The sequence below is a fragment of the Burkholderia pyrrocinia genome (assembly GCF_022809715.1).
Taxonomy (GTDB): domain Bacteria; phylum Pseudomonadota; class Gammaproteobacteria; order Burkholderiales; family Burkholderiaceae; genus Burkholderia; species Burkholderia pyrrocinia_C.
Window position 1 is genome coordinate 297039 of record NZ_CP094460.1, and the last position, 20072, is coordinate 317110.

Here is a 20072-nt window from a genome sequence, read left to right on the forward strand (position 1 = left end):
GTGCGGGCTCAGTCGTCGCGCGGCGCGCCGAAACCGCCGGCGCCTGGCGGCGGTGCCGACGTATCGATCTCGACGCGGTTCTTGCCTTCGTGCTTCGCACGGTACAGCGCGCGGTCGGCGGCCTCGATCAGTACGGTCGTCGGCAGGCCGGGCGCCGGCACGATGCTCGCGCCGCCGATGCTGATCGTCACGGTGTTGCCCGTCGACGAATGCGCGTGCCGCAGCCGCAGCGCCTCGACCGCGAGACGGATCTTCTCGCCGAGCAGCCGCGCGGCGCCCGGCGACGTGGCCGGCATCACGACCGCGAATTCCTCGCCGCCGAAGCGCGCGGCGAGATCGCCCGACTGCCCGAGACAGCGCTCGATGGTCGACGCGATCTGCTTGAGCACGCTGTCGCCCGACACGTGCCCGTACGTGTCGTTGTACAGCTTGAAATTGTCGACGTCGATCATCAGCAGCGACAGCTCGCTGCGCTCGCGCGTGCCGCGCCGCCATTCGGCGGCCAGGTATTCGTCGAGATAGCGGCGGTTGGACAGCCCGGTCAGCCCGTCCGAGTGCGTGAGGCGCCGCAGTTCGAGATTGGCCTCGAGCAGCTGCTGCTGCGATTGCCGCAGCGCGCGATAGGCCTCGTCGCGCTGCAGCAGGTTCAGGTACGAGCGCGAGTGGTAGCGGATGCGCGCGACGAGCTCGATGCGATCGGGCAGCTTCACGAGGTAGTCGTTCGCGCCGGCCGCGAACGCGGCGCTCTTGATCACGGGCTCTTCCTGCGTCGACAGCACGATGATCGGCACGTCGCGCGTCGCCGGATTCGCGCGGTACGTCTTCACGAGGCTCAGCCCGTCGGTGCCGGGCATCACGAGGTCCTGCAGGATCACGGTCGGCCGCGTCTCGATCGCGGTGGCCATCGCGTCGTCCGAGCGCGGGCAGTAGTGGAAGTCGATGCCTTCCTCGTCGACGAGCGCGCGTCGCACGGCTTCCGCGACGATCGTCTGGTCGTCGACCAGCAACACCATTGCCGGCACGTCGACGGGCGGCGTGTACGGGCCGCCCGGCGGGCGAGTCAGGTCGCTAGTCATGATCGATGCAGGTTGTTGCAAGGGCAGGCATGGGTGTTGCGCGTGTTCATCGTCGGGATCAGATTCGCGCGAGCGCCGCCAGCTCGCCCGCGATGCGGCCGAGCGGCAGGATCGCGCGCGCCGCGCCGAGCGTCGCGGCCGCCTTCGGCATGCCGTACACGGCGCTCGTCGCCTCGTCCTGCGCGATCGTATGGTAGCCCTTCATCCGCAGCGCCTTCAGGCCGATCGCGCCGTCGCGCCCCATCCCGGTGAGCAGCACGCCGATCACGCGGCCGGGCCAGTGCTCGGTCAGGCTGTTGAAGAACACGTCGACCGACGGCCGATACGGCGTGGCGGCCGGCTCGCGCGTGTATTCGAGCGTGCCGGCATGCGTGATCCGCAGGTGATCGTCGGTCGCGGCGAGCAGCGCGACGCCCGGCTGCGGGCGGTCGCCTTCGCGCGCGACGCGCACGGCGAGCGGCGTCTGGCCGTCGAGCCATTGCGCCATGCCTTCGGCGAAGGCGCGGTCGACGTGCTGCACGATCACGATCGGTGCGCTGAAATCGGCCGGCAGCGCGCCGAGGATCGACGCGAGCGCGCCGGGGCCGCCGGCCGATGCGCCGATCGCGACCAGCGGGCCGCCGCCGGCGCGGGTGGTCGTGCCGGCAACGCGCGTGCCGCCGGGCGCATCGAGCAGGCGGCCGATCTGGTCGATCTTCGCAAGCAGTAATTTGGTCGTGTCGCCGGCCGCGCCATCGCCGAGCCGCGGCGTGTCGACCGCGTCGAGCGCGCCGGCGCCCATCGCCTCGTACACGCGCCACGCGTTCGCGCCGATACAGCTCGTCACGATCAGGATCGCGCACGGTCGTTCGGATCGCATGATCCGCCGCGTCGCTTCGATCCCGTCGAATTTCGGCATGACCAGGTCCATCAGCACGACGTCGGGCGGCTGCGCGGCGCACAGTTCGACGGCCTGCGCGCCGTCGGTCGCGACCCACAGCACGCGATGCTCGGGCCGGCGCGCGATCGCGCGGCGCATCGCCTCGACGGCAAGCGGGAGGTCGTTGACGATGCCGATGTTCACAAGCGGAATTCTCCGGTCGGTTCGTAGTGTTGGAGGTAGGCCGGGTTCATGGAAGGGGCTGCCTGTTCGGCGCCGACGGGCGGCATCTGCGGCCGGGCGGCACGGCATTCTTTTTGGTTGGCGACGCCCCGAATGCTGTCATGCGGCGCGGGCGGCGGCAATCGAAAAATTTGCGCATTGCGCCGTTTCAGTGAGTTTCCTCTATGACGATGCGGCATTTCCGGCCGCTAACGGAACCGGGCCGGCGCAGTCGTGCATACCGGGGCCATGCGATCTCGGCATGGCAGGCCGCCGAAGCACGCATGTTACCGTGCCGGCTTCGACAACAGGAACGAGGAGAACCGGATGGCTGCGCCCGACACCACGCTCGTCAGCCGCGACCCATACGCGCCGGTCGTGATCGAACGCGACGGCCGGTTGCTGTACCGGATCGACATCGAGAGCGGGCACGCGTCGTTCTACCGCGAGTTTCCGGTCGAGCCCGATGCGGTGCGCGTGCTGTGCGACGACGCCGAGCGCTACTACTTCCTGTTCGCGGCGCTTCATCATCCGTACCAGTTGCGCGCGACGAACCTGTCCGACGCCGAGCGCGAACGCTACTTCAGCACGATCCTGTTTGCCGGCCGCGACGAGGTCGAAGCGTTCCTGACACAGCTCGACCGCGACAGCAACGGCGCCGTATCGAACCTGTTGAGGATCTTCACGCAGGCCGACTACGGGCAAATGCGCGCGGGCCGCTGGTTCGGCGCGGGCGCCGGCACGCCGGCCGCATAGCGGCACGCCACCGGGCACCCGGCCGCGCACCGGATGCGCGGCCGCGCCGTCAATGGCTGCGCGCGTACCCCTGGATCAGCGCGCGCATCATCCCTTCGACCGTCGCGTCGAGCAGGTCGGATTCCTGCTCGGCCTCCTCGACGAGTGCGGCATAGGCGGTCGCGAGCGTCACGCGGTCGACTTCATGGCGCTGTTCCATCAGCGTGACCATCCCGTCCTTCGCCAGATGAGCGGAGAACGCGCGGCTGCCGATGGTCTGGAATACGTCAATCATGGCGGCTCTCCCGTACGTTGCAGATGCTTTCCAGTTTAGTCGGCGCACCGGGGCTCCGCCACGCGCGGCGGCCCGTGCCGGCGGCCGCCGGCCGCGCGAATGCGAGGAAGCGCATGCCGCAACGCGTGCGGCCGCGCCGCCCGACCGGCGATGTATTCCTCTGATGAAACACTGCCGACACATGGCCCGTGCACGGTGTCCGCATGCTTCAACGTTTACCCGAACCGGCAAATCGTCGACTTTTTATCGATAAAGTCTCGTGTTAGATTTCGCGGTCAGAGCCCGGTCCAAACCGGGCAGGCGGCCGCTGCACAGGCGCCGCGCGTCCAACACAAGGAGGAGCAATGCTGGTGCTGATTGGGGTGCCGATCGTCGTGATCGGTTTCGCGCTGCGCTTCAATGCGCTGCTGGTGGTCACGATCGCGGGGCTCGCGACGGGGCTGGCGGGCGGGCTGAATCTCGTCGACATCGTCAGCGCGTTCGGCAAGGCGTTCACCGAAAACCGCTACATGGGCCTCATCTGGCTGACGCTGCCGGTGATCGCGCTGCTCGAGCGCAACGGGCTCAAGGAGCAGGCGAAGCGGATGATCTCGCGCGTGCAGGCGGCGACCACGGGCCGCGTGCTGATGCTGTACTTCGTGCTGCGCCAGGCGACGGCCGCGCTCGGCCTCACGTCGCTCGGCGGCCATGCGCAGATGGTGCGGCCGCTGATCGCGCCGATGGCCGAGGCCGCCGCCGTCGACCGGCACGGCGAACTGCCCGAGTCGGTGCGCCAGCAGATCCGCGCGCATGCGTCGGGCGTCGACAACATCGCCGTGTTCTTCGGCGAGGACATCTTCATCGCGATCCAGTCGATCCTGCTGATCAAGGGCTTTCTCGAACAGAACGGGATCGTCGTCGAGCCGTTGCACCTGTCGGTATGGGCGATCCCGACCGCGATCGCCGCGCTGCTGATCCACTGCACGCGCCTCGCGCTGCTCGACCGCCGGCTCGCGCGCGGCTGCGGCTTGCTGGCGCAGGAGGGCGCGCGATGATCGGCCTCGAATCGCTGTACACGCTCGCGGGGCTGATGTTCGCCGCGTTTGCATGCTTCAACCTGACGGACCGCACCAACCCGCGGCGCGTCGTCAATTTCGCGTTCTGGGCGATCTATGCGGTCACGTTCCTGTTCGGCGCGCTGCTGCCGCATTTCGTGACGGGCTGCCTCGCGATCGGGCTCGCGGTGATCGCCGGCTCGGGCAAGCTCGGGCGCGGCAAGTCGGTCGAAGCCGGCGAAGCGGCGGCCGTGCGGCGCGAAACCCTCGCGCAGCGCTTCGGCAACCGGCTGTTCCTGCCCGCGCTGCTGATTCCGGTGGTCACGCTGATCGGCACGTTCGCACTGAAGCGCGTGCCGTTCGTCGACCCGAAGAGCGTGACGCTGATCTCGCTCGTGCTCGGCACGATCGTCGCGTTCGTCGTCGCGCTCGCGACGCTGCGCGATTCGCCCGTGCATGCGCTGAAGGAAGCGCGCCACACGATGGACGCGGTCGGCTGGGCCGCGATCCTGCCGCAGATGCTCGCGGCGCTCGGCGCGCTGTTCGCGGTCGCCGGTGTCGGCGGCGTGGTGTCGGGGCTCGTGAAGGACTGGGTGCCGATCGATTCGCCGTTCGCGGTCGTCGCGGCCTACACGGTCGGCATGGCGCTGTTCACGATGATCATGGGCAACGGCTTCGCCGCTTTCCCGGTGATGACGGCCGGCATCGGCCTGCCGCTGATCGTCCACCAGTTCCACGGCAACCCGGCGATCGTCGGCGCGATCGGGATGCTGAGCGGCTTCTGCGGTACGCTGATGACGCCGATGGCCGCGAACTTCAACATCGTGCCGGCGGCGCTGCTCGAACTGAAGGACAAGAACGGCGTGATCAAGGCGCAATGGCCGACGGCCGTGCTGCTGCTGGCCGTGAACACGCTGCTGATGTACGCATTCGTATTCCGCTTCTGACTCGATGGACGAGATCCTCATGACCGATCGACTCACGCCCGAACTCGCGTCGAAATTCGCGTCGCTCGCGCTCGCGCACCTGACCCGCGAATATCCGAACAAGCTCACGCATTCGCTCGAAGGCCCGCACGACGTGCAGGGGCCGCGTGCGCTGCATCCGATCTTCTACGGCAGCTACGACTGGCACTCGTGCGTGCACGGCTACTGGCTCGTGCTGCGCGTGCTCGAACGCTATCCGGCGCTGCCGGAGGCCGAGCGCATCGTCGCGATCGTCGACGCGCACTTCACCGACGCGAACGTCGCCGGCGAGCGCGCGTATCTCGCGCTGCCGCACAACAGCGGCTTCGAGCGGCCGTACGGCTGGGCGTGGCTGCTCGCGCTGTCCGCGCAACTCGAGCGGCTCGCGCTGAAGGGCGTGCTGCCGCAGGCCGCGCGCTGGGCGAAAACGATGGCGCCGCTCACCGACCTGTTCGTGTCGCGCTTCGAGACCTTCCTGCCGAAAGCGACCTATCCGCTGCGCGTCGGCACGCACTTCAACACCGCGTTCGCGCTGGCGCTCACGCTCGACTTCGCGCGCGACACGCAGCGCGACGGGCTCGCGGCGCTGATCGTCGACACCGCGAAGCGCTGGCACCTGAACGACGTCGCGTGCCAGGCGTGGGAGCCGTCGGGCGACGAATTCCTGTCGCCCGCGCTGATGGAGGCCGAGCTGATGCGGCGCGTGCTGCCGGCGGCCGAATTCGACGGCTGGTTCGCGCGCTTCTTGCCGGATCTCGCGCACGGCGAGCCGGCGACGCTGTTCGAGCCTGCGACGGTCAGCGACCGCAGCGACGGCAAGATCGCGCACCTCGACGGGCTGAACCTGAGCCGCGCGTGGTGCCAGCGTGCGCTTGCCGGCGCGCTGCGGGAAGGCGACGCGCGGCGCGCGAAGCTGCTCGACGCGGCCGGCCGGCATCTCGCGAGCGCGCTCGCGCACGTGGCCGGCGACTACATGGGCGAGCACTGGCTCGCGACGTTCGCGTTGCTTGCGCTGGAAGCGTAGCGCGCGAGCGAAACCCCGCCGGCGGCAAGGTCATCGGCGCGCGGCTATACTCGCCGCTCGGTCCGCTTCGCGCCGCATTCATCGCGCGAAGCGGCCATCCGCCAGTTCGCCTCTTCGCCATGCACAAGCTCATTTCCTACGTCGCCGCGATCCACGGGCTCGCCGGCCCCGTGTCGATCGTGTCGCATGCGACGTCGCACGACCGCTGGACCGACGACGATGTCGAGGTCACGCGCGACGAAACCGAATATCGCTTCGACAACGGCGCGATCGTGCGCCGCTCGGTCGAGCAGGACCGAGCGCCGTCCGACCTGCTGTGCGCCGAATGCTGGATCGACTACGACGTGCTCCGCCATCCCGATGCGCAGCCGATCAGCCCGTCGCGGCTGACGTTCGACAACGCATGCCGCGAAACCTTCTGGCTGCGCTACCACCTCGCGTGAACGTGCGGACGTGTGCGGCTGCATCATCCTGGCGGCACGCCGGCAGGTTCGCGCGTATGTCTGCGCCGTCGGGGGCGGCGTGCGTCCCGGAATGGTGTGCGCAACAGAAATGAATTTGAATGGTTTTGTGCTGAATCGGTCAGGTTTGGTCGCAACGAGGCTGCCTTTGCGTGGCATGCAACACCGCTTTCCATTGCCCGGCCGGCGCGCGGCGGCGGCGACTCGATACACTTCCGTACCGGTTGGACGGGCCCCGGCAACCAGGCCCGAGCAAGGAGGAGACAGGACACGATGGACATCCAACGCGCAGCGGTCGTCACGTACCGCGGCAATGCGATCGAGAACACGCACGTCGCCCATGTGGCGGTGGTGGATGCAAGCGGCAGGTTGCTGGCCCGGTTCGGCGATCCGTTCCGGATGACGCTGGCGCGCTCGGCGGCCAAGCCGGCCCAGGCGCTGTCGGTGATCGAGACGGGCGCGCCCGAGCGCTTCGGCTTCGACGACGCGGACATCGCGCTGATGTGTGCGTCGCACAGCAGCGAGGACCGGCACATCGAACGCACGCGGGCGATGCTCGCCAAGGTCGCCGCGCACGAATCGGATTTGCGTTGCGGCGGCCATCCGCCGTTGTCCGACGCGGTGTACCGGTCGTGGATCAAGCGCGACTACACGCCGACCGGCGTCTGCAGCAACTGTTCGGGCAAGCACGTCGGGATGCTGGCCGGCGCGCAGGCGATCGGCGCCGCGATGGCCGATTACCATCTGCCCGACCATCCGATGCAGGTGCGCGTGAAGCATGTCGTGGCTGACGCGTGCGGCTTGCGCGACGACGAAGTCGACTGGGCGATCGATGGATGCAACCTGCCGACGCCGGCGTTCTCGCTGGATCGGCTGGCGCGTCTCTACGCATCGCTGGCCGACGGCGCGGACAAGGTGGAGGCGGGCGGCGGCGAGATCAGCGATCGCGTTCGCGCGCTGGCGCGCATTCATCGTGCGATGACGGCGCATCCGGAACTGGTCGCCGGTGACGGGCGCTATTGCACGGTGCTGATGAACGCGTTCGACGGGCAGGTGGTCGGCAAGCTCGGCGCCGATGCGTGCTACGGGATCGGCGTGCGTGCCTCGGAGAACACGCGGCGGCTCGGCGCCGACGGTGCGCTCGGCATCTCGGTGAAGATCGAGGACGGCAATCTCGACGTGTTGTACATGGTCGTCAGCGAGATTCTCGATCGGCTGCAGATCGGTACGTTCGTGCAGCGCGCGCAACTGGCCGGCTTCCACCGGCCGAGGATGCTCAATACGCAGGGCGTCGAGATCGGGCACGCCACGTTCCCGTTCGAACTGCAGCCTGCCTGAGCGGTGCCGCCGCGCCGATGCCGCCGCCCGCGAACCGGGCTGCGCGCATCGGCGTCCGCCCGCTAGCTGATCGGCACGAACGCGAACGCGAACGCCAACGCGCGCGCTACGCGCGAGCGCCGCGAATCTTCGCCAGCTCGACGTCCGACAGCTCGCCGATCTGCGCGAGATGTTCCGCGAGAAAGTCCTTCAGCACGCGCAGCTTCGCCGAGCTGCGCCGGTTCGCCAGATACGCGATGTAGATGAATTCGCCGGTCAGCCGGTTCTGCAGCCGGTAGCGCGGCAGCACGGCTTCGAGTTGCCCGCTCGCGAGCAGGTCGCGCACCAGCCAGATCTCGAACTCCGCGATGCCGAGCCCCGCGCAGGTCGCTTCGAGCAGCAGCTCCGAATGGTCGGTGACGAGATTGCCGGCCGGCAGCACGCTGTGCCGCACGTCGCCGTGCACGAAATCCCAGCGTGGATCGCCTTCCGGGTGCACGTAGCGCAGGCAGTTGTGGTGCTTCAGGTCGTCCGGCGCCGACGGGCGCCCGCAGCGATCGAGATAGCCGGGCGCTGCGCACAGGATGCTGTCGTTGCGCGACAGCCGGTGGACGACCAGGTTGTCCAGGTAGTTCTCGCCCTCATGAATGTCGAGATCGAAGCCGCCGGCCACGAGGTCGTTGTGGTTGTCGGTGAGCCGCACGTCGAGCTGGATCGTCGGGTAGCGCGCGAGAAACGGCGCGATCAGCGGCGCGAGGTGACGGCGGCCGAACGCGACCGGCGCGGTGAGTTTCAGCGGGCCGCTCGGCTGCGCATTCAGCTCGGCGACCACACGCAGCGTGTCGTCGAGATCGGCGATCAGCGTGACGGCGCGCTCCAGGTAGATGTGGCCGGCCTCGGTCAGCGTCACGCTGTGCGTCGAACGGTGCAGCAGCGCGACGCCGAGCGCCTCCTCGATTGCCGTCACCTTGCGCGCGACGGTCGACGTCGACACGTGCATCTCCTTCGCGACCGCCGAAAAACTTCCCGTTTCGACCACTCTCACGAACGCGCGCATCGCGCCGAGGTGATCGATGCCTGTCTCTCTCATGCCTTTCTTCATTCGATTCTCGTTGTTGCATTCCACGCAAAACCGCTTTCGATAATACAGAGGCGAGCTTGTTTTTGCAAAGGCATAGAATGCGAACCCGTCGCGTCGGGAAGCGGCGCACGACGAGCGGCACGAGACACCCAGGAGGGGCACGATGGCAGAAAACGGCTTCCGCGTCGAAGCGGATCTTTTAGGTAAACGAAGCATTCCGGATGCGGCCTACTACGGCGTTCATACGCTGCGCGCGAAAGAGAATTTCGACATTTCCGGCCGCAGTATCGCGACGCTGCCGTACTTCGTGATGGCGCTCGCGGCCGTGAAGGAAGCCGCGGCCGACGCCAACTGCGAACTCGGGCTGCTGCCGCAGCCGTATCGCGATGCGATCGCCGCCGCGTGCGTCGAGATCCGCGAAGGGCGCCTGCACGACCAGTTCGTCGTCGACGTCATCCAGGGCGGGGCCGGCACGTCGACCAACATGAACGCGAACGAGGTGATCTGCAACCGCGCACTCGAAATCATGGGGCACGCGCGCGGGCAGTACGAATACCTGCATCCGAACGAGCACGTCAATCTCGCGCAGAGCACCAACGACGTCTATCCGACCGCGATCCGGATCGCGACGTGCTTCGCGGTCGAACACCTGCTCGAGGCGATGGCGCGGCTGCGCGATGCGTTCGCGGAGCGGGCCGACGCGTTCGCGGGCCTGCTGAAGCTCGGCCGTACGCAGTTGCAGGACGCGGTGCCGATGACGCTCGGCCAGGAATTCTCGACGTACGCGGTGATGCTGACCGAAGACATCGCGCGGCTGCAGGAAGCCGGCTGGCTGATCCGCGAGATCAATCTCGGCGCGACCGCGATCGGCACCGGGATCACCGCGCATCCGGAGTATGCGGAGAAGGCGCTGGCGGCGCTGCGGCGCATTACCGGGCTCGACCTGAGCACCGCGCCGAACCTGATCGAGGCGACGCAGGATTGCGGCGCGTTCGTGCAGGTCTCGGGCGTGCTCAAGCGGATCGCCGTAAAGCTGTCGAAGATCTGCAACGACCTGCGGCTGCTGTCGAGCGGCCCGCGCGCGGGGTTCGGCGAGATCAACCTGCCGCCCGTGCAGGCCGGCTCGTCGATCATGCCGGGCAAGGTGAATCCGGTGATCCCGGAAGTCGTCAACCAGGTCGCGTTCGAGGTGTTCGGCAACGACCTGACCGTGACCTTCGCCGCCGAGGCCGGACAGCTTCAGCTCAACGCATTCGAGCCGGTGATTGCCAGCGCGCTGTTCCGCAGCTTCAGCCACCTGACGGCCGCATGCACGACGCTGGAGCAGCGGTGCGTGAGCGGGATCACCGCGAATCCCGAGCGGCTGCGCGAAACGATGGAGCGCTCGGTCGCGCTCGCGACCGCGCTGAACCCGTACATCGGCTACAAGCGCGCGACCGCCGTGGCCGCCGAAGCGCACGCGACCGGCAAGTCGATCCGCGAGGTCGTGCTGGAGCGCGAACTGATGACCGATGCGCAACTGGACGACGCGCTGCAGCCCGAAGCACTGATCCGGCCGCGCGTGCTTTGACACCGGCCGCGCGGCGCCGGCGCGTGCCGCCGGCGGCCCGCGCGCGGCCGTTCAAAAAGCGCCCCGGAGCGGGGCGCGACACATCAATACACGGAGACTCAACATGAAACACACCAGCGAGCGGCCGGCCGATACGGCCGGCGGCGCGGATTCCCGTCATGCCGATCCCGACGCGATGTTCGCGTCGCACGAAGCCGGTTATGCGAAGCATTTGAAGCCGCGGCACGTGCAGATGATCGCGATGGGCGGTGCGATCGGCACCGGCCTCTTTCTCGGCGCGGGCGGGCGCCTGCAAAGCGCGGGGCCCGCACTGGCGCTCGTGTATCTCGTCTGCGGCGTGTTCGCGTTCCTGATCATGCGCGCGCTCGGCGAGCTCGTGATGCACCGGCCGACCAGCGGCAGCTTCGTGTCGTATGCGCGGGAGTTCATGGGCGAGCGCGCGTCGTTCGTCGCGGGCTGGATGTACTACCTGAACTGGGCGACGACCGGCATCGTCGACATCACCGCGGTCGCGATCTACATGAAGTACTGGGCCGTGTTCACGGACGTGCCGCAGTGGGTGTTCGCGCTCGGCGCGCTCGGGATCGTGTCGGTGATGAACATGATCGGCGTGAAGGTGTTCGGCGAGATGGAGTTCTGGTTCTCGCTCGTGAAGGTGGGCACGCTCGCGGTGTTCCTCGCGGTCGGCGCCGTGTTCCTCGCGAGCGGCCATCCGGTCGCCGGCCAGATGCCGGGGCTTCACCTCGTCGCGGATCACGGCGGGATCTTTCCGCACGGCATCCTGCCGGCCGTGCTGATCGTGCAGGGCGTCGTGTTCGCGTATGCGAGCATCGAGCTCGTCGGCGTCGCGGCGGGCGAGACCGCCGATGCGCGCAAGGTGCTGCCGAAGGCCATCAACGGCGTGATGTGGCGCATCGCGCTGTTCTACGTCGGTTCGGTCGTGCTGTTGACGCTGCTGCTGCCGTGGACCGCATACAGCGCGCACGAAAGCCCGTTCGTCACGTTCTTCGGCAAGCTCGGCGTGCCGTACGTCGGCACGGTGATGAACGTCGTGGTGCTGACCGCCGCGCTGTCGAGCCTGAATTCGGGCCTCTATTCGACCGGGCGCGTGCTGCGCTCGCTCGCGATGGGCGGGTCGGCGCCGCGCTTCGTGTCGCGGATGAATGCGCGCGGCGTGCCGTACGGCGGGATCCTGATCACGGTCGCGATCAATGCGATCGGCGTGCCGCTGAACTACATCGTGCCGGCCCAGGCGTTCGAGATCGTGCTGAACATGGCGTCGCTCGGGATCATCACGACGTGGGGCTTCATCGTGATGAGCCAGATCCTGTTCCGCCGCGCGGTCGATCGCGGCGAGCTGAAGGCCGTGTCGTTCCGGATGCCCGGCGCGCCGTTCACGTCGTGGCTCACGCTCGCATTCCTCGTCGGCGTGCTGGTGCTGATGGCGTTCGACTACCCGGGCGGTACGTGGACCGTCGCGACGATTCCGGTTGTCGTGCTCGCGTTGGTGATCGGCTGGAAGCTCGCGAAGCGCGGTGCCGAGCGTGAGCGGGCGGTTGCGGCGCCTGCGGTCGTGCGCGCCGTCGCGGATCCTGCGCGGAACGCGTGACGGTACGCGCCGGGGGCGCCGGTCCGTTCGCGGGCAGGCGCCCCCGGTGCGGTCAGTTCAATCCGGTGCGTTCGCCGACCCATCGGCCGAAATCGGCGGCCATTTCCTGAGTCAATTCGTGCCCGGCCGCATACAGCCGCGTGTCGTGTGCGACATCGAGCGCCGTGAGCTTCGCATCGGCGGTGCCGGCCCATGCGACGGGCAGCTTGTCGTCGAAGCGGCCATGCACGATCAGCGCGTGCAACGGGCGAAGCGCGTCGCGCGGCGCGATCAGCGGATCGATTTCCGGCAGGATGCGTCCGCACAGCACGGCGAACCCGACGACGTCGGCCGGCGACGTGAGGCCGACGCTCGCGCTCATGATGCCGCCCTGGCTGAAGCCGGCGATCACGGCCGGCAGCGCGGAGCCCGCGCCGTCCCGCGCGCGGAACGCATGCAGCAGCGTGATCAACTGGAGGCGGCTGGCGTCCGCGCGGGCCGCATCGATTTCGGGGCCGTTCGGGCCGAAGCGCACCGGAAACCACGCGTGCTGATTGGGCCCGAAGGTCAGCGGGCCGCGTACGAACGCGATCTCGATGCGCGGATCGATCACATCGGCCACGTTCAGCAGGTTGGTCTCGTTGCCGCCGACGCCATGCAGCAGCAACAGGCGGGCGGCGGGGCGGCCGGCAGCCGGGCGCAGCCGGTACTGGAGGCCCGAATCGGGATCGGTGGTCAGCGGCAGGGCGTCGGTCATCGCGTGGGTCCGGAAAGGGGAACGATGCGACAGTCTAGAGCGTGCGGACGGGGAGGTGAATCGCCGGGTGGCGATTGATTATTTCCTGCGAGGAATGAATCCGGTCGCGCGAGTATTCGCGACGCGGTGATCGCGGCGGGGCCGGGAGGCTCGGCTGAACCAAGCGTTCCTGATTTCTCGTGCGCGAACGACGCATCGATTATATAAAGACGCCGAAACAAACCGGTTAATCGATAATGCGCAAACGTCTTGCCGATATTCAATAATTTTGAATTGCCGGAATGCGAATAAAACAATGAATATCCGCTACTCCGTCGATTCGGAAAAGCCAGCAGCCGCATGGGCGCTGAAGCCCGGAGGTTAACGGCAAACCCGCGAAAAACTTTAGCTTTTTCCCGCTGCAATTAATCATTCCAATTTCCTCAATGATCGATTGATTAACGGTCATCGGACAGTCATGCACCATCCCCGATAATTCGGCGCTCATATTCTTTCATTAGACAAATGGGCGGTCGAAGCCGGATCGCTGCGGGGAGCTGTACTCATGACCATCCGTCATCGCATTACGCTGCTAGTCGTCCTGACGTTCTTCGCGCTGTCCGCGATCGGCATCTATGCCGTGTACCAGACGCGCAAGAGCGCGTCCGAGGTGCGCCAGGTCACCCAGGGCATCGTGCCGAGCGCGCTCGCGTCGGCCGATCTCGTCGCCGATGTGAAGAACATCCAGATCGCGACGATGACGCTCGTCTACGCGCCCGACGCGAATACCGCCGCGCAGGCGCGCGACGAGCTGAAGGCGAAGCAGGCCGCGCTGCGCGCCGCGCTCGACGCGCAGGCGCGATCGGCAGTCGGCCGCGCGCAGGAAGGCCTCGTCGCGCAGGCGAAGGACAGCGCCGCGAACTATTTCGCGGCGATCGACGACACCGTCAAGATGAAGACCGACGGCAAGGCCGAGATGGCGCAGGCCTACCTGTTCGCGAACGTCGCGCAGTATCGTGACGAACTCGAAAGCATCGTCGACACGCTGCGCGTCGAGAAGAACCGCCAGAAGGACGACGCGATCAGCGCGCTGAACGGGATGCTCGCGACGACGGCAACCGCGATCGCGGGCGTTGCCGGCACGGTGATCGTGCTGCTGACCGCGCTCGGCTTCGTGCTGTATCGCCAGATCACGCGTCCGCTGATCGGGATGCAGACGATGATGAGCGAGATCGCGACGAGCCAGGATTTCACGCGCCGCGTGCCGGTGGGCCGGATGGACGAGATCGGCCATTCGATCGTCGCGTTCAACGGGATGATCGAGAAGATCCAGGAGAACGCCGCGCAGCTCAAGCAGAAGACGGCGGACATCCAGGCGATGCTGCAGAACATGCAGCAGGGGATCCTGACCGTCGTCGAAGGCGGCGTCGTGCACGCGGAGTATTCGGCGTACCTCGAAACCATCTTCGAGACGAACGACATCGCCGGCCGCGACCTGATGGCGCTCGTGTTCGACGATTCGGCGATCGGCGCCGACGCGCGTTCGCAGGTCGATGCGGCCGTGCACGCGTGCCTCGGCGAAGACAGCATGAACTTCGAATTCAACGCGCACCTGCTCGTCAACGAAGTCGCGAAGCGGATGCCGGACGGCCGCGAGAAATGGCTCGACCTGAGCTGGTCGGCGATCACCGACGAGACCGATACCGTCGTGCGCCTGATGCTGTGCGTGCGAGACGTGACCGAGATTCGCGAGCTGACCGCGCAGGCCGGCGAGCAGCAGCGCCGCCTCGAGATGATCGGCGAGATCCTGTCGATCAGCCAGGACAAGTTCCATGACTTCGTGCACAGCGCGAAGGGCTTCCTCAGCGAGAACGAACGGATGATCCGCCAGCACGAGCGCGCCGATCACTCGATCGTCGCGGCGCTGTTCCGCAACATGCACACGATCAAGGGCAATGCGCGCACGTACAGCCTGCAGCACCTGACGAACATCGTCCACGAAGCGGAGCAGGCATACGAATCGCTGCGCCGCGCGGATGGCGGCCCCGAGTGGAACCGCGATGCGCTGATGGACGATCTGGCGCGCGTGCGCGATGCCGTCGAACGCTACGCGACGATCAACGCGGTCACGCTCGGCCGCAGCGGCGAACCGGCGCAGGGCGGCGCCGACTACCTGATGGTCGAACGCGCGCACATCAGCGAGAGCCTGCGCGTGCTCGACGGCGCCGATCCGACGAACGCGGCCGACTGGCAGGCGGCACGCGATGCCGTGCGCCGCATGCTGAGCCAGCTCGGCACGCAGGGCATCGGCGATGCGCTCGGCGGCGTGATCGAGTCGCTGCCGTCGCTCGCGGCCGAACTCGGCAAGCCGGCTCCCGTCGTGCATATCGACAGCCACGGCCATCGCGTGCACAGCGAGATCGGCGCGACGCTGAAGAACGTGTTCATGCACCTGCTGCGCAATTCGATCGACCACGGGATCGAATCGTCCGAAGAGCGCCGCGCGGCCGGCAAGGCGGCGTCCGGCACGATCGACATCGCGGTCGGCGTCGGCGGCGGCGAGTTGTGGTTCGTGTTGAGCGACGATGGCCGCGGCCTCGCGCTCGACCGGATTCGCGGCATCGCGCGCGAGCGCGGGTGGATCGATGCCGGCAACGAAGCGGCGCTCACCGACGAAGATGTGGCCGAGCTGATCTTCCGGCCGGGCTTCTCGACCGCGCACGCGGTAACCGAGGTGTCGGGGCGCGGCGTCGGCATGGACGCGGTGCGCAACTTCCTGAAGCGCGACGGCGGCGACATCGCGCTGCGCTTCACCGACGATCGCGTCGGCGCGCCGTATCGCGCGTTCGAGACGATCGTGTCGCTGCCGGCGCGCTTCGCGGCGGACGGTGCCGGTCACGGCGCCGCGCACGAGCGCATTGCAGACGTCGGTGCAGCGGAGTGACGGCGTGATCGTGCAGGCGTGGATGATCCCGATTGCCGCCGCGCTGGCTGGCGGCTTCGTCGTCGCGGTGGCGGCGGCGATCGCGTTTCGCGTGACGCGCAAGCGGCTCGTCGCGGCGATGGAACGCGACGCGCATGCGTTGCGCGGCGCGCTCGATGCCGCCACTGCGAGGGCGGCAGAAGCGGCGTCGGCACATGCCGAGGCCGCCGACGCATGGGCGCAACGCGAGGCGCAGCTCGAGGATGCGCTGGCGCGCGAGGCATCCGCGGCCGGTACGCAGCGCGACGCGCTGCAGGCGCTGTCGGCCGACCGCGCCGCGCTCGCGCAGCATGCGATGAAGATCGCCGACGAAGCCGCGCGCCTGCGCGGGCTCGCCGGCACGTTCGAGCGCTGGCACGAGCAGATGATCTCGCTGACCACGCAGAACCAGGACATGCGCGCGAAGAACCAGGAGCTGTCGGCGATCGTCGCGCACGTGTCGATCGTGTCGCTGAACGCGTCGATCGAGGCCGCGCGCGCCGGCACGGCCGGGCGCGGCTTCTCGATCGTCGCAAGCGAGGTGCGCGGGCTGGCCGCACGCTCGCAGCAGCTGTCGAACAGCTATCGCGACAGCCTGAACCGCAACGATCTCGTGACGGCCGCGACGTTCCAGGACATCCAGGCCGGCGGCAAGATGATCACGGCCGCGCTCGCGACCGTCGAGACGCTGGCCGGGCAGCTGCACGCGCGGATCGAAGGAGCGGCGGCGTGATCAGCGCGCAGGCGAGAGCCGGCTTCGAGCGGATCTTTTTCGACGCGGCGCGCACGCGGCTCGCGTCCGGCGGCGCGTGCGACATCCGGCCGTCGGCCGGCGATGCGCCCGATTCCGCGCGCGCGACTTCGCGATCGAAACCGAAGGTGCCCGAGTACGTCGTGGTACTGACGATATCGGCGCTGCATTTCCGCCTGCTGCTCGCGCTGCGCTTCAGCGACGACGATGCGACGCGCGGCCATTTTGCCGGCGCGACGGCGGGCACGAGCGGCCAGCGGCCGCTGCCCGAAGCATTCATGGAAGTCGCGAACCTGTGCTGCGGTGCGATCAACCAGGCGCTGACCGTGTCGTTTCCCGATCTCGGGATGTCGACGCCTTCCCTGCTGAGCGGCGCGAGCATCGACTGGCTGCCCGCGCTCGCACCCGATTACGTGGGCGCCTACGACCTGACGCTCGACGGCGACGTGCGGGTCGGCGCGACGCTGTGCGTGTGCGCGAACGCACCGGTCGATTTCCATGTGCCGGAAACGGCCGCGGTAGATACCGGCGGCGAGCTCGAACTGTTCTGATCGACCATGAGGATCCCTTGAGATGACCGAAGACCAACCCGTCAGCAAGGTGCTCGTGCTCGACGACAGCCGCACGCACGCCGATGCGATCAAGCGTTTCTGCGACGAGCACAACCTGGTCGGCCTGACCGTGCGGCGCAGCCGGCTGCTGAAGGTGCTGCGCTCGAACATCGATCTCGGCGCGATCCTGCTCGCCGAGGATTACGGCGGCTCGCCGGTCGAGAGCGCGATCATCGCGACGCAGATCGACGCGCTGCGGCCCGAGCTGCCGATCATCCTGCGCCGCGAATCGCTCGCTTCGCGCGACGGGCTGCCCGACGCGCTCGCGCGGGTGGCATGCGCGGCCTACGCCGCGGACGACATGACGCCGCTCAAGCGCGCGATCGACGAATACCTGTTCGGCCGCGACTATCCGAACGCGCTCGTGCGCGGTATCTCGGAGATCACCGAGGCGCGCATCGACAGCCTGTTCCCGGGCATGACGATCGAGCACGAGACGCCGTGCATCGTCCGCGACCAGATCATCTTCGGCGAGGTGTTCAGCCTGATCGCGCTCGAAAGCGCGTGGTGCCGCGGCTACATGCTGCTGCAGACGAGCGAGCAGCCGCTGCTCGACATGATCGGCGGCACGCGTGGCGACGGCCGCGCGCCGGATTTCCGCGACGTGAACAGCGTGCTCGGCGAGCTGACCAACCTCGTATGGGGCGCGTTCAAGAACCGCTATCTCGGCGATGCCGAGGCGCTCGCGCGCCATCCGGTGCAGGTGCCGCTCGTCGTCAATCACAAGCAGAAGTTCATTTCGTTCGGCGGCGACTGTCCGCAGCTCTGCTTCAAGTACCGGATGACCGATCCGGCATCGGGGCGCTTCGTCTGTCTCGACCAGCGTTTCGTGTTCAGCCTGAGCTGGTCGCCGGAGGATTTCCGCGAATCGATGCAGGACGTGGGGCCGATGGTCGAATCGGGTGAACTCGAACTGTTTTGAATTTTGAAGTCCGAAAGAAAGGAAGGGGAATACGACATGGCAAAGATTCTGGTGGTCGACGATTCGGGCACGGTGCGCGACGAGGTCGCGGGCTTCCTGCGCAATCACGGGCTCGACGTCGCGACGGCCGTCGACGGCAAGGACGGGCTCGCGAAGCTCAAGGCGACGCCCGGCGTGCGCCTCGTGATCAGCGACGTGAACATGCCGAACATGGATGGCCTGACGATGGTCGAGAAAATCCGCGGCGAACTGGCGAACACGGCCGTCAACATCGTGATGCTGACGACCGAAAGCAGCCCGGCGATGAAGGAGCGCGGCAAGGCGGCCGGCGTGAAGGGCTGGATCGTGAAGCCGTTCAAGGGCGACGCGGTGCTCGACGCGCTGAAGAAGCTCGCGGGCTGACGCGCATCGGGCTGGAGCGGGCCCGATACCGGTTCCGCGTTCGACGCTGCGGCTCGGGTTGCGCGGCCGCCACGGCGCGCCGCCGCGCACATCTGGCTGCGGAGACGATCGCGCGCGTCGCGAGCGGCGGGTAGTGCCTGATAGCGGCGAATGGCGCGCGCAATTTACAGCGCACTGCGATATCCGTATCCTGCCGGATGCCGAGGGCGGCGTGCCTGCGCGTCATGCGCATCACGCCCGGCATCCATAACAGTCGGGAACGGGATTCCAATGAAAATCAAAATCGGTCAGGCAGCGCCCGCGCGAGGCGCATGCGTGGCGCTGGTGGCCGCGCTGACGGGCGGATGCGCAAGCACCGGGCAGCAGGCCGGACAGCAGGCCGCCGCCGACAGCGGTTCGTCGTACACGTGCAATCGCACGCAAGCCGACGGGCAGGTGTCGGCCGGAGGGGGAGCCAACGGGTGCTATTTCGTGCTGCACGATCCCGCGACGAAACGGGTGCTGCCGAATACGCGCTATGCATTTGCGCTTTACACGAGCGCGGCCCGGAACACCAAGGAGCTCGAAGTCGAAGGCACGACCGACGAGAAGGGGCGCACGGCGTATGTGCGCTCCGCCGCGCCGATCGATGCTTCGCGCATGGTGCTCGTCAGCATGATCGGCATTGGCCCGACCGCGCGTATTCCGGTGCTGGTCCGGCCGACGGACGGCCAGCGCATCCCGTTCGCGGCTTACAAGGTCACGGGCTGCAACGGCCCGTACGAAGGTGTGACCGACGAAGCGGGGCACGGCGTGATGTACCGTTGCAAGACACCGTCGAAGATCGACGTGTCGTTCCATCAGTCACGCCCGTAGGGCTGGCGACATGGTGCCAGCATCGTCTCACGCGACCGCACAGCACACGGAGAGGCTGATCGTGAAGGGCGTCTTTTTTACCGTGGTGGGCGCGTGCATGCTGATCGGCGTCGTCATGTATGCGCAATCGACGCGCGAGTTCCTGCGGACGTCGGTCGTCGTGCCGGGCCACGTCGTGAGGCTGAACGCGGGCCCGCATCATCCGGAGATCGCGTTCACGACGCTCGCGGGCGAGCATGTCGAATACCCGCAGGGCGGCGACGTCAGCGTGAAGGACGGCGCGACGGTCGAGGTGCGCTACGCGCCGGAGGCGCCCGCGATGACCGCGCGAATGAATACGTTCGGCGCGATCTGGGGCGACGTGCTGACCTTTGGTGTCATGGGCGCGGTCTTTTTCCTGGCCGGTATCGGGCACCTTTGGTCGGGCGTGCGCGCATGGCACAGCGGGCGCACGCGCGCTTGAGCGCTTGAGCGCCGGCGCCGGTGCCACGCGACTGGACGCCGCACGGAATGTGGAGGACCATTTCATTGGTACGCCGCGAACGCGCGTGCACCATCGCTGCCCGTTCGTGCCGCCCCCAATCCTGCCGAACCCCGTCGAGCGGA

Annotated in this window: 21 protein-coding genes; 15 read left to right on the forward strand and 6 right to left on the reverse strand. The window is 67.7% G+C overall.

Translation table 11 applies throughout. From position 1 onward, the window contains the following. Positions 1–8: 8 nt before the first annotated feature. Complete coding sequence (locus MRS60_RS18200) at positions 9–1076, reverse strand: diguanylate cyclase (protein WP_034179853.1); 1068 nt, start codon at positions 1074–1076, stop codon at positions 9–11. A 58-nt stretch (positions 1077–1134) separates the two neighbouring features. After that, the gene (locus MRS60_RS18205) at positions 1135–2139 is read right to left on the reverse strand and encodes a chemotaxis response regulator protein-glutamate methylesterase (protein ID WP_034179852.1); all 1005 of its coding nucleotides are present in this window, start codon (positions 2137–2139) and stop codon (positions 1135–1137) included. A gap of 345 nt (positions 2140–2484) precedes the next feature. Here MRS60_RS18205 and MRS60_RS18210 point away from each other — a divergent pair, with 345 nt between their 5' ends. Beyond that, a complete protein-coding gene (locus MRS60_RS18210; protein WP_105392143.1) occupies positions 2485–2913 on the forward strand; it encodes a hypothetical protein in 429 nt (142 codons plus the stop codon). Positions 2914–2962: 49 nt separating this feature from the next. Here MRS60_RS18210 and MRS60_RS18215 read toward each other — a convergent pair whose 3' ends face one another. Beyond that, positions 2963–3187, reverse strand: coding sequence for a hypothetical protein (locus MRS60_RS18215; protein WP_034179850.1), 225 nt, complete (start codon positions 3185–3187; stop codon positions 2963–2965). Between the two features lie 344 nt (positions 3188–3531). On the opposite strand from MRS60_RS18215, the gene MRS60_RS18220 reads away from it, so the two are divergent. The 5 genes from MRS60_RS18220 (at position 3532) to MRS60_RS18240 (ending at position 8009) form a co-directional block, all read left to right on the forward strand. Further along, positions 3532–4221 (forward strand): DUF969 domain-containing protein, encoded by a 690-nt coding sequence (locus MRS60_RS18220; protein ID WP_034179849.1) that lies wholly within the window; start codon positions 3532–3534, stop codon positions 4219–4221. Further along, complete coding sequence (locus MRS60_RS18225; RefSeq protein WP_034179848.1) at positions 4218–5168, forward strand: DUF979 domain-containing protein; 951 nt, start codon at positions 4218–4220, stop codon at positions 5166–5168. Before MRS60_RS18220 ends, MRS60_RS18225 begins: the two co-directional genes overlap by 4 nt. Positions 5169–5187: 19 nt before the next feature. Next, a complete protein-coding gene (locus tag MRS60_RS18230) occupies positions 5188–6210 on the forward strand; it encodes a DUF2891 domain-containing protein (RefSeq protein WP_243566339.1) in 1023 nt (340 codons plus the stop codon). Between the two features lie 119 nt (positions 6211–6329). Continuing rightward, complete coding sequence (locus MRS60_RS18235) at positions 6330–6653, forward strand: hypothetical protein (RefSeq protein ID WP_034179847.1); 324 nt, start codon at positions 6330–6332, stop codon at positions 6651–6653. Positions 6654–6944: 291 nt separating this feature from the next. Beyond that, positions 6945–8009, forward strand: coding sequence for an asparaginase (locus MRS60_RS18240; protein ID WP_034179846.1), 1065 nt, complete (start codon positions 6945–6947; stop codon positions 8007–8009). A gap of 106 nt (positions 8010–8115) precedes the next feature. Here the strand turns inward: MRS60_RS18240 and MRS60_RS18245 are convergent, their stop codons facing one another. Beyond that, on the reverse strand, positions 8116–9090 hold the full coding sequence (locus tag MRS60_RS18245) for a LysR family transcriptional regulator (protein WP_034179845.1): 975 nt from the start codon (positions 9088–9090) through the stop codon (positions 8116–8118). Positions 9091–9232: 142 nt separating this feature from the next. On the opposite strand from MRS60_RS18245, the gene aspA reads away from it, so the two are divergent. Both aspA and MRS60_RS18255 read left to right on the forward strand, forming a co-directional pair. Then, positions 9233–10639, forward strand: a complete 1407-nt coding sequence (gene aspA, locus MRS60_RS18250) for an aspartate ammonia-lyase (RefSeq protein WP_034179844.1) — start codon at positions 9233–9235, stop codon at positions 10637–10639. Between the two features lie 103 nt (positions 10640–10742). Then, entirely contained in the window at positions 10743–12248 is a 1506-nt protein-coding gene (locus tag MRS60_RS18255) for an amino acid permease (RefSeq protein ID WP_243566340.1), read from the forward strand. Positions 12249–12300: 52 nt separating this feature from the next. Here MRS60_RS18255 and MRS60_RS18260 read toward each other — a convergent pair whose 3' ends face one another. Further along, positions 12301–12984 carry an alpha/beta hydrolase gene (locus tag MRS60_RS18260; RefSeq protein ID WP_131946184.1) on the reverse strand — a complete coding sequence of 228 codons (684 nt, stop codon included), beginning with the start codon at positions 12982–12984 and terminating at the stop codon, positions 12301–12303. Between the two features lie 259 nt (positions 12985–13243). Continuing rightward, on the reverse strand, positions 13244–13471 hold the full coding sequence (locus MRS60_RS18265; protein ID WP_243566341.1) for a hypothetical protein: 228 nt from the start codon (positions 13469–13471) through the stop codon (positions 13244–13246). Positions 13472–13528: 57 nt separating this feature from the next. On the opposite strand from MRS60_RS18265, the gene MRS60_RS18270 reads away from it, so the two are divergent. The 7 genes from MRS60_RS18270 to MRS60_RS18300 all read left to right on the forward strand — a co-directional run bounded on the left by MRS60_RS18270 (position 13529) and on the right by MRS60_RS18300 (position 19929). Continuing rightward, positions 13529–15907, forward strand: a complete 2379-nt coding sequence (locus MRS60_RS18270) for an MCP four helix bundle domain-containing protein (RefSeq protein WP_243566342.1) — start codon at positions 13529–13531, stop codon at positions 15905–15907. A gap of 22 nt (positions 15908–15929) precedes the next feature. Further along, positions 15930–16658, forward strand: a complete 729-nt coding sequence (locus tag MRS60_RS18275; protein ID WP_243566851.1) for a methyl-accepting chemotaxis protein — start codon at positions 15930–15932, stop codon at positions 16656–16658. Next, positions 16655–17227, forward strand: a complete 573-nt coding sequence (locus MRS60_RS18280; RefSeq protein ID WP_243566343.1) for a hypothetical protein — start codon at positions 16655–16657, stop codon at positions 17225–17227. Before MRS60_RS18275 ends, MRS60_RS18280 begins: the two co-directional genes overlap by 4 nt. Before the next feature lie 22 nt (positions 17228–17249). Next, positions 17250–18209 carry a chemotaxis protein CheX gene (locus MRS60_RS18285; protein ID WP_243566345.1) on the forward strand — a complete coding sequence of 320 codons (960 nt, stop codon included), beginning with the start codon at positions 17250–17252 and terminating at the stop codon, positions 18207–18209. Between the two features lie 36 nt (positions 18210–18245). Beyond that, a complete protein-coding gene (locus tag MRS60_RS18290; protein ID WP_243566346.1) occupies positions 18246–18611 on the forward strand; it encodes a response regulator in 366 nt (121 codons plus the stop codon). 270 nt (positions 18612–18881) lie between these two features. Continuing rightward, a complete protein-coding gene (locus MRS60_RS18295; protein ID WP_243566347.1) occupies positions 18882–19466 on the forward strand; it encodes a hypothetical protein in 585 nt (194 codons plus the stop codon). A gap of 10 nt (positions 19467–19476) precedes the next feature. Then, positions 19477–19929 carry a DUF3592 domain-containing protein gene (locus MRS60_RS18300; protein WP_243566348.1) on the forward strand — a complete coding sequence of 151 codons (453 nt, stop codon included), beginning with the start codon at positions 19477–19479 and terminating at the stop codon, positions 19927–19929. The last annotated feature ends 143 nt before the right edge of the window (positions 19930–20072 follow it).

What these genes read in the sequence shown, in the direction of transcription:
- MRS60_RS18300 (WP_243566348.1), top strand. Translation starts at nt 19,477, where the DNA reads ATGGTGCCAGCATCGTCTCACGCGACCGCACAGCACACGGAGAGGCTG.
- MRS60_RS18285 (WP_243566345.1), top strand. Translation starts at nt 17,250, where the DNA reads ATGACCGAAGACCAACCCGTCAGCAAGGTGCTCGTGCTCGACGACAGC.
- MRS60_RS18245 (WP_034179845.1), bottom strand. Translation starts at nt 9,090, where the DNA reads ATGAAGAAAGGCATGAGAGAGACAGGCATCGATCACCTCGGCGCGATG.
- MRS60_RS18295 (WP_243566347.1), top strand. Translation starts at nt 18,882, where the DNA reads ATGAAAATCAAAATCGGTCAGGCAGCGCCCGCGCGAGGCGCATGCGTG.
- MRS60_RS18235 (WP_034179847.1), top strand. Translation starts at nt 6,330, where the DNA reads ATGCACAAGCTCATTTCCTACGTCGCCGCGATCCACGGGCTCGCCGGC.
- MRS60_RS18290 (WP_243566346.1), top strand. Translation starts at nt 18,246, where the DNA reads ATGGCAAAGATTCTGGTGGTCGACGATTCGGGCACGGTGCGCGACGAG.
- MRS60_RS18255 (WP_243566340.1), top strand. Translation starts at nt 10,743, where the DNA reads ATGAAACACACCAGCGAGCGGCCGGCCGATACGGCCGGCGGCGCGGAT.
- MRS60_RS18215 (WP_034179850.1), bottom strand. Translation starts at nt 3,187, where the DNA reads ATGATTGACGTATTCCAGACCATCGGCAGCCGCGCGTTCTCCGCTCAT.
- MRS60_RS18270 (WP_243566342.1), top strand. Translation starts at nt 13,529, where the DNA reads ATGACCATCCGTCATCGCATTACGCTGCTAGTCGTCCTGACGTTCTTC.
- MRS60_RS18220 (WP_034179849.1), top strand. Translation starts at nt 3,532, where the DNA reads ATGCTGGTGCTGATTGGGGTGCCGATCGTCGTGATCGGTTTCGCGCTG.
- MRS60_RS18240 (WP_034179846.1), top strand. Translation starts at nt 6,945, where the DNA reads ATGGACATCCAACGCGCAGCGGTCGTCACGTACCGCGGCAATGCGATC.
- MRS60_RS18230 (WP_243566339.1), top strand. Translation starts at nt 5,188, where the DNA reads ATGACCGATCGACTCACGCCCGAACTCGCGTCGAAATTCGCGTCGCTC.
- MRS60_RS18210 (WP_105392143.1), top strand. Translation starts at nt 2,485, where the DNA reads ATGGCTGCGCCCGACACCACGCTCGTCAGCCGCGACCCATACGCGCCG.
- MRS60_RS18200 (WP_034179853.1), bottom strand. Translation starts at nt 1,076, where the DNA reads ATGACTAGCGACCTGACTCGCCCGCCGGGCGGCCCGTACACGCCGCCC.
- aspA (WP_034179844.1), top strand. Translation starts at nt 9,233, where the DNA reads ATGGCAGAAAACGGCTTCCGCGTCGAAGCGGATCTTTTAGGTAAACGA.
- MRS60_RS18275 (WP_243566851.1), top strand. Translation starts at nt 15,930, where the DNA reads ATGATCCCGATTGCCGCCGCGCTGGCTGGCGGCTTCGTCGTCGCGGTG.
- MRS60_RS18265 (WP_243566341.1), bottom strand. Translation starts at nt 13,471, where the DNA reads ATGAGCGCCGAATTATCGGGGATGGTGCATGACTGTCCGATGACCGTT.
- MRS60_RS18225 (WP_034179848.1), top strand. Translation starts at nt 4,218, where the DNA reads ATGATCGGCCTCGAATCGCTGTACACGCTCGCGGGGCTGATGTTCGCC.
- MRS60_RS18260 (WP_131946184.1), bottom strand. Translation starts at nt 12,984, where the DNA reads ATGACCGACGCCCTGCCGCTGACCACCGATCCCGATTCGGGCCTCCAG.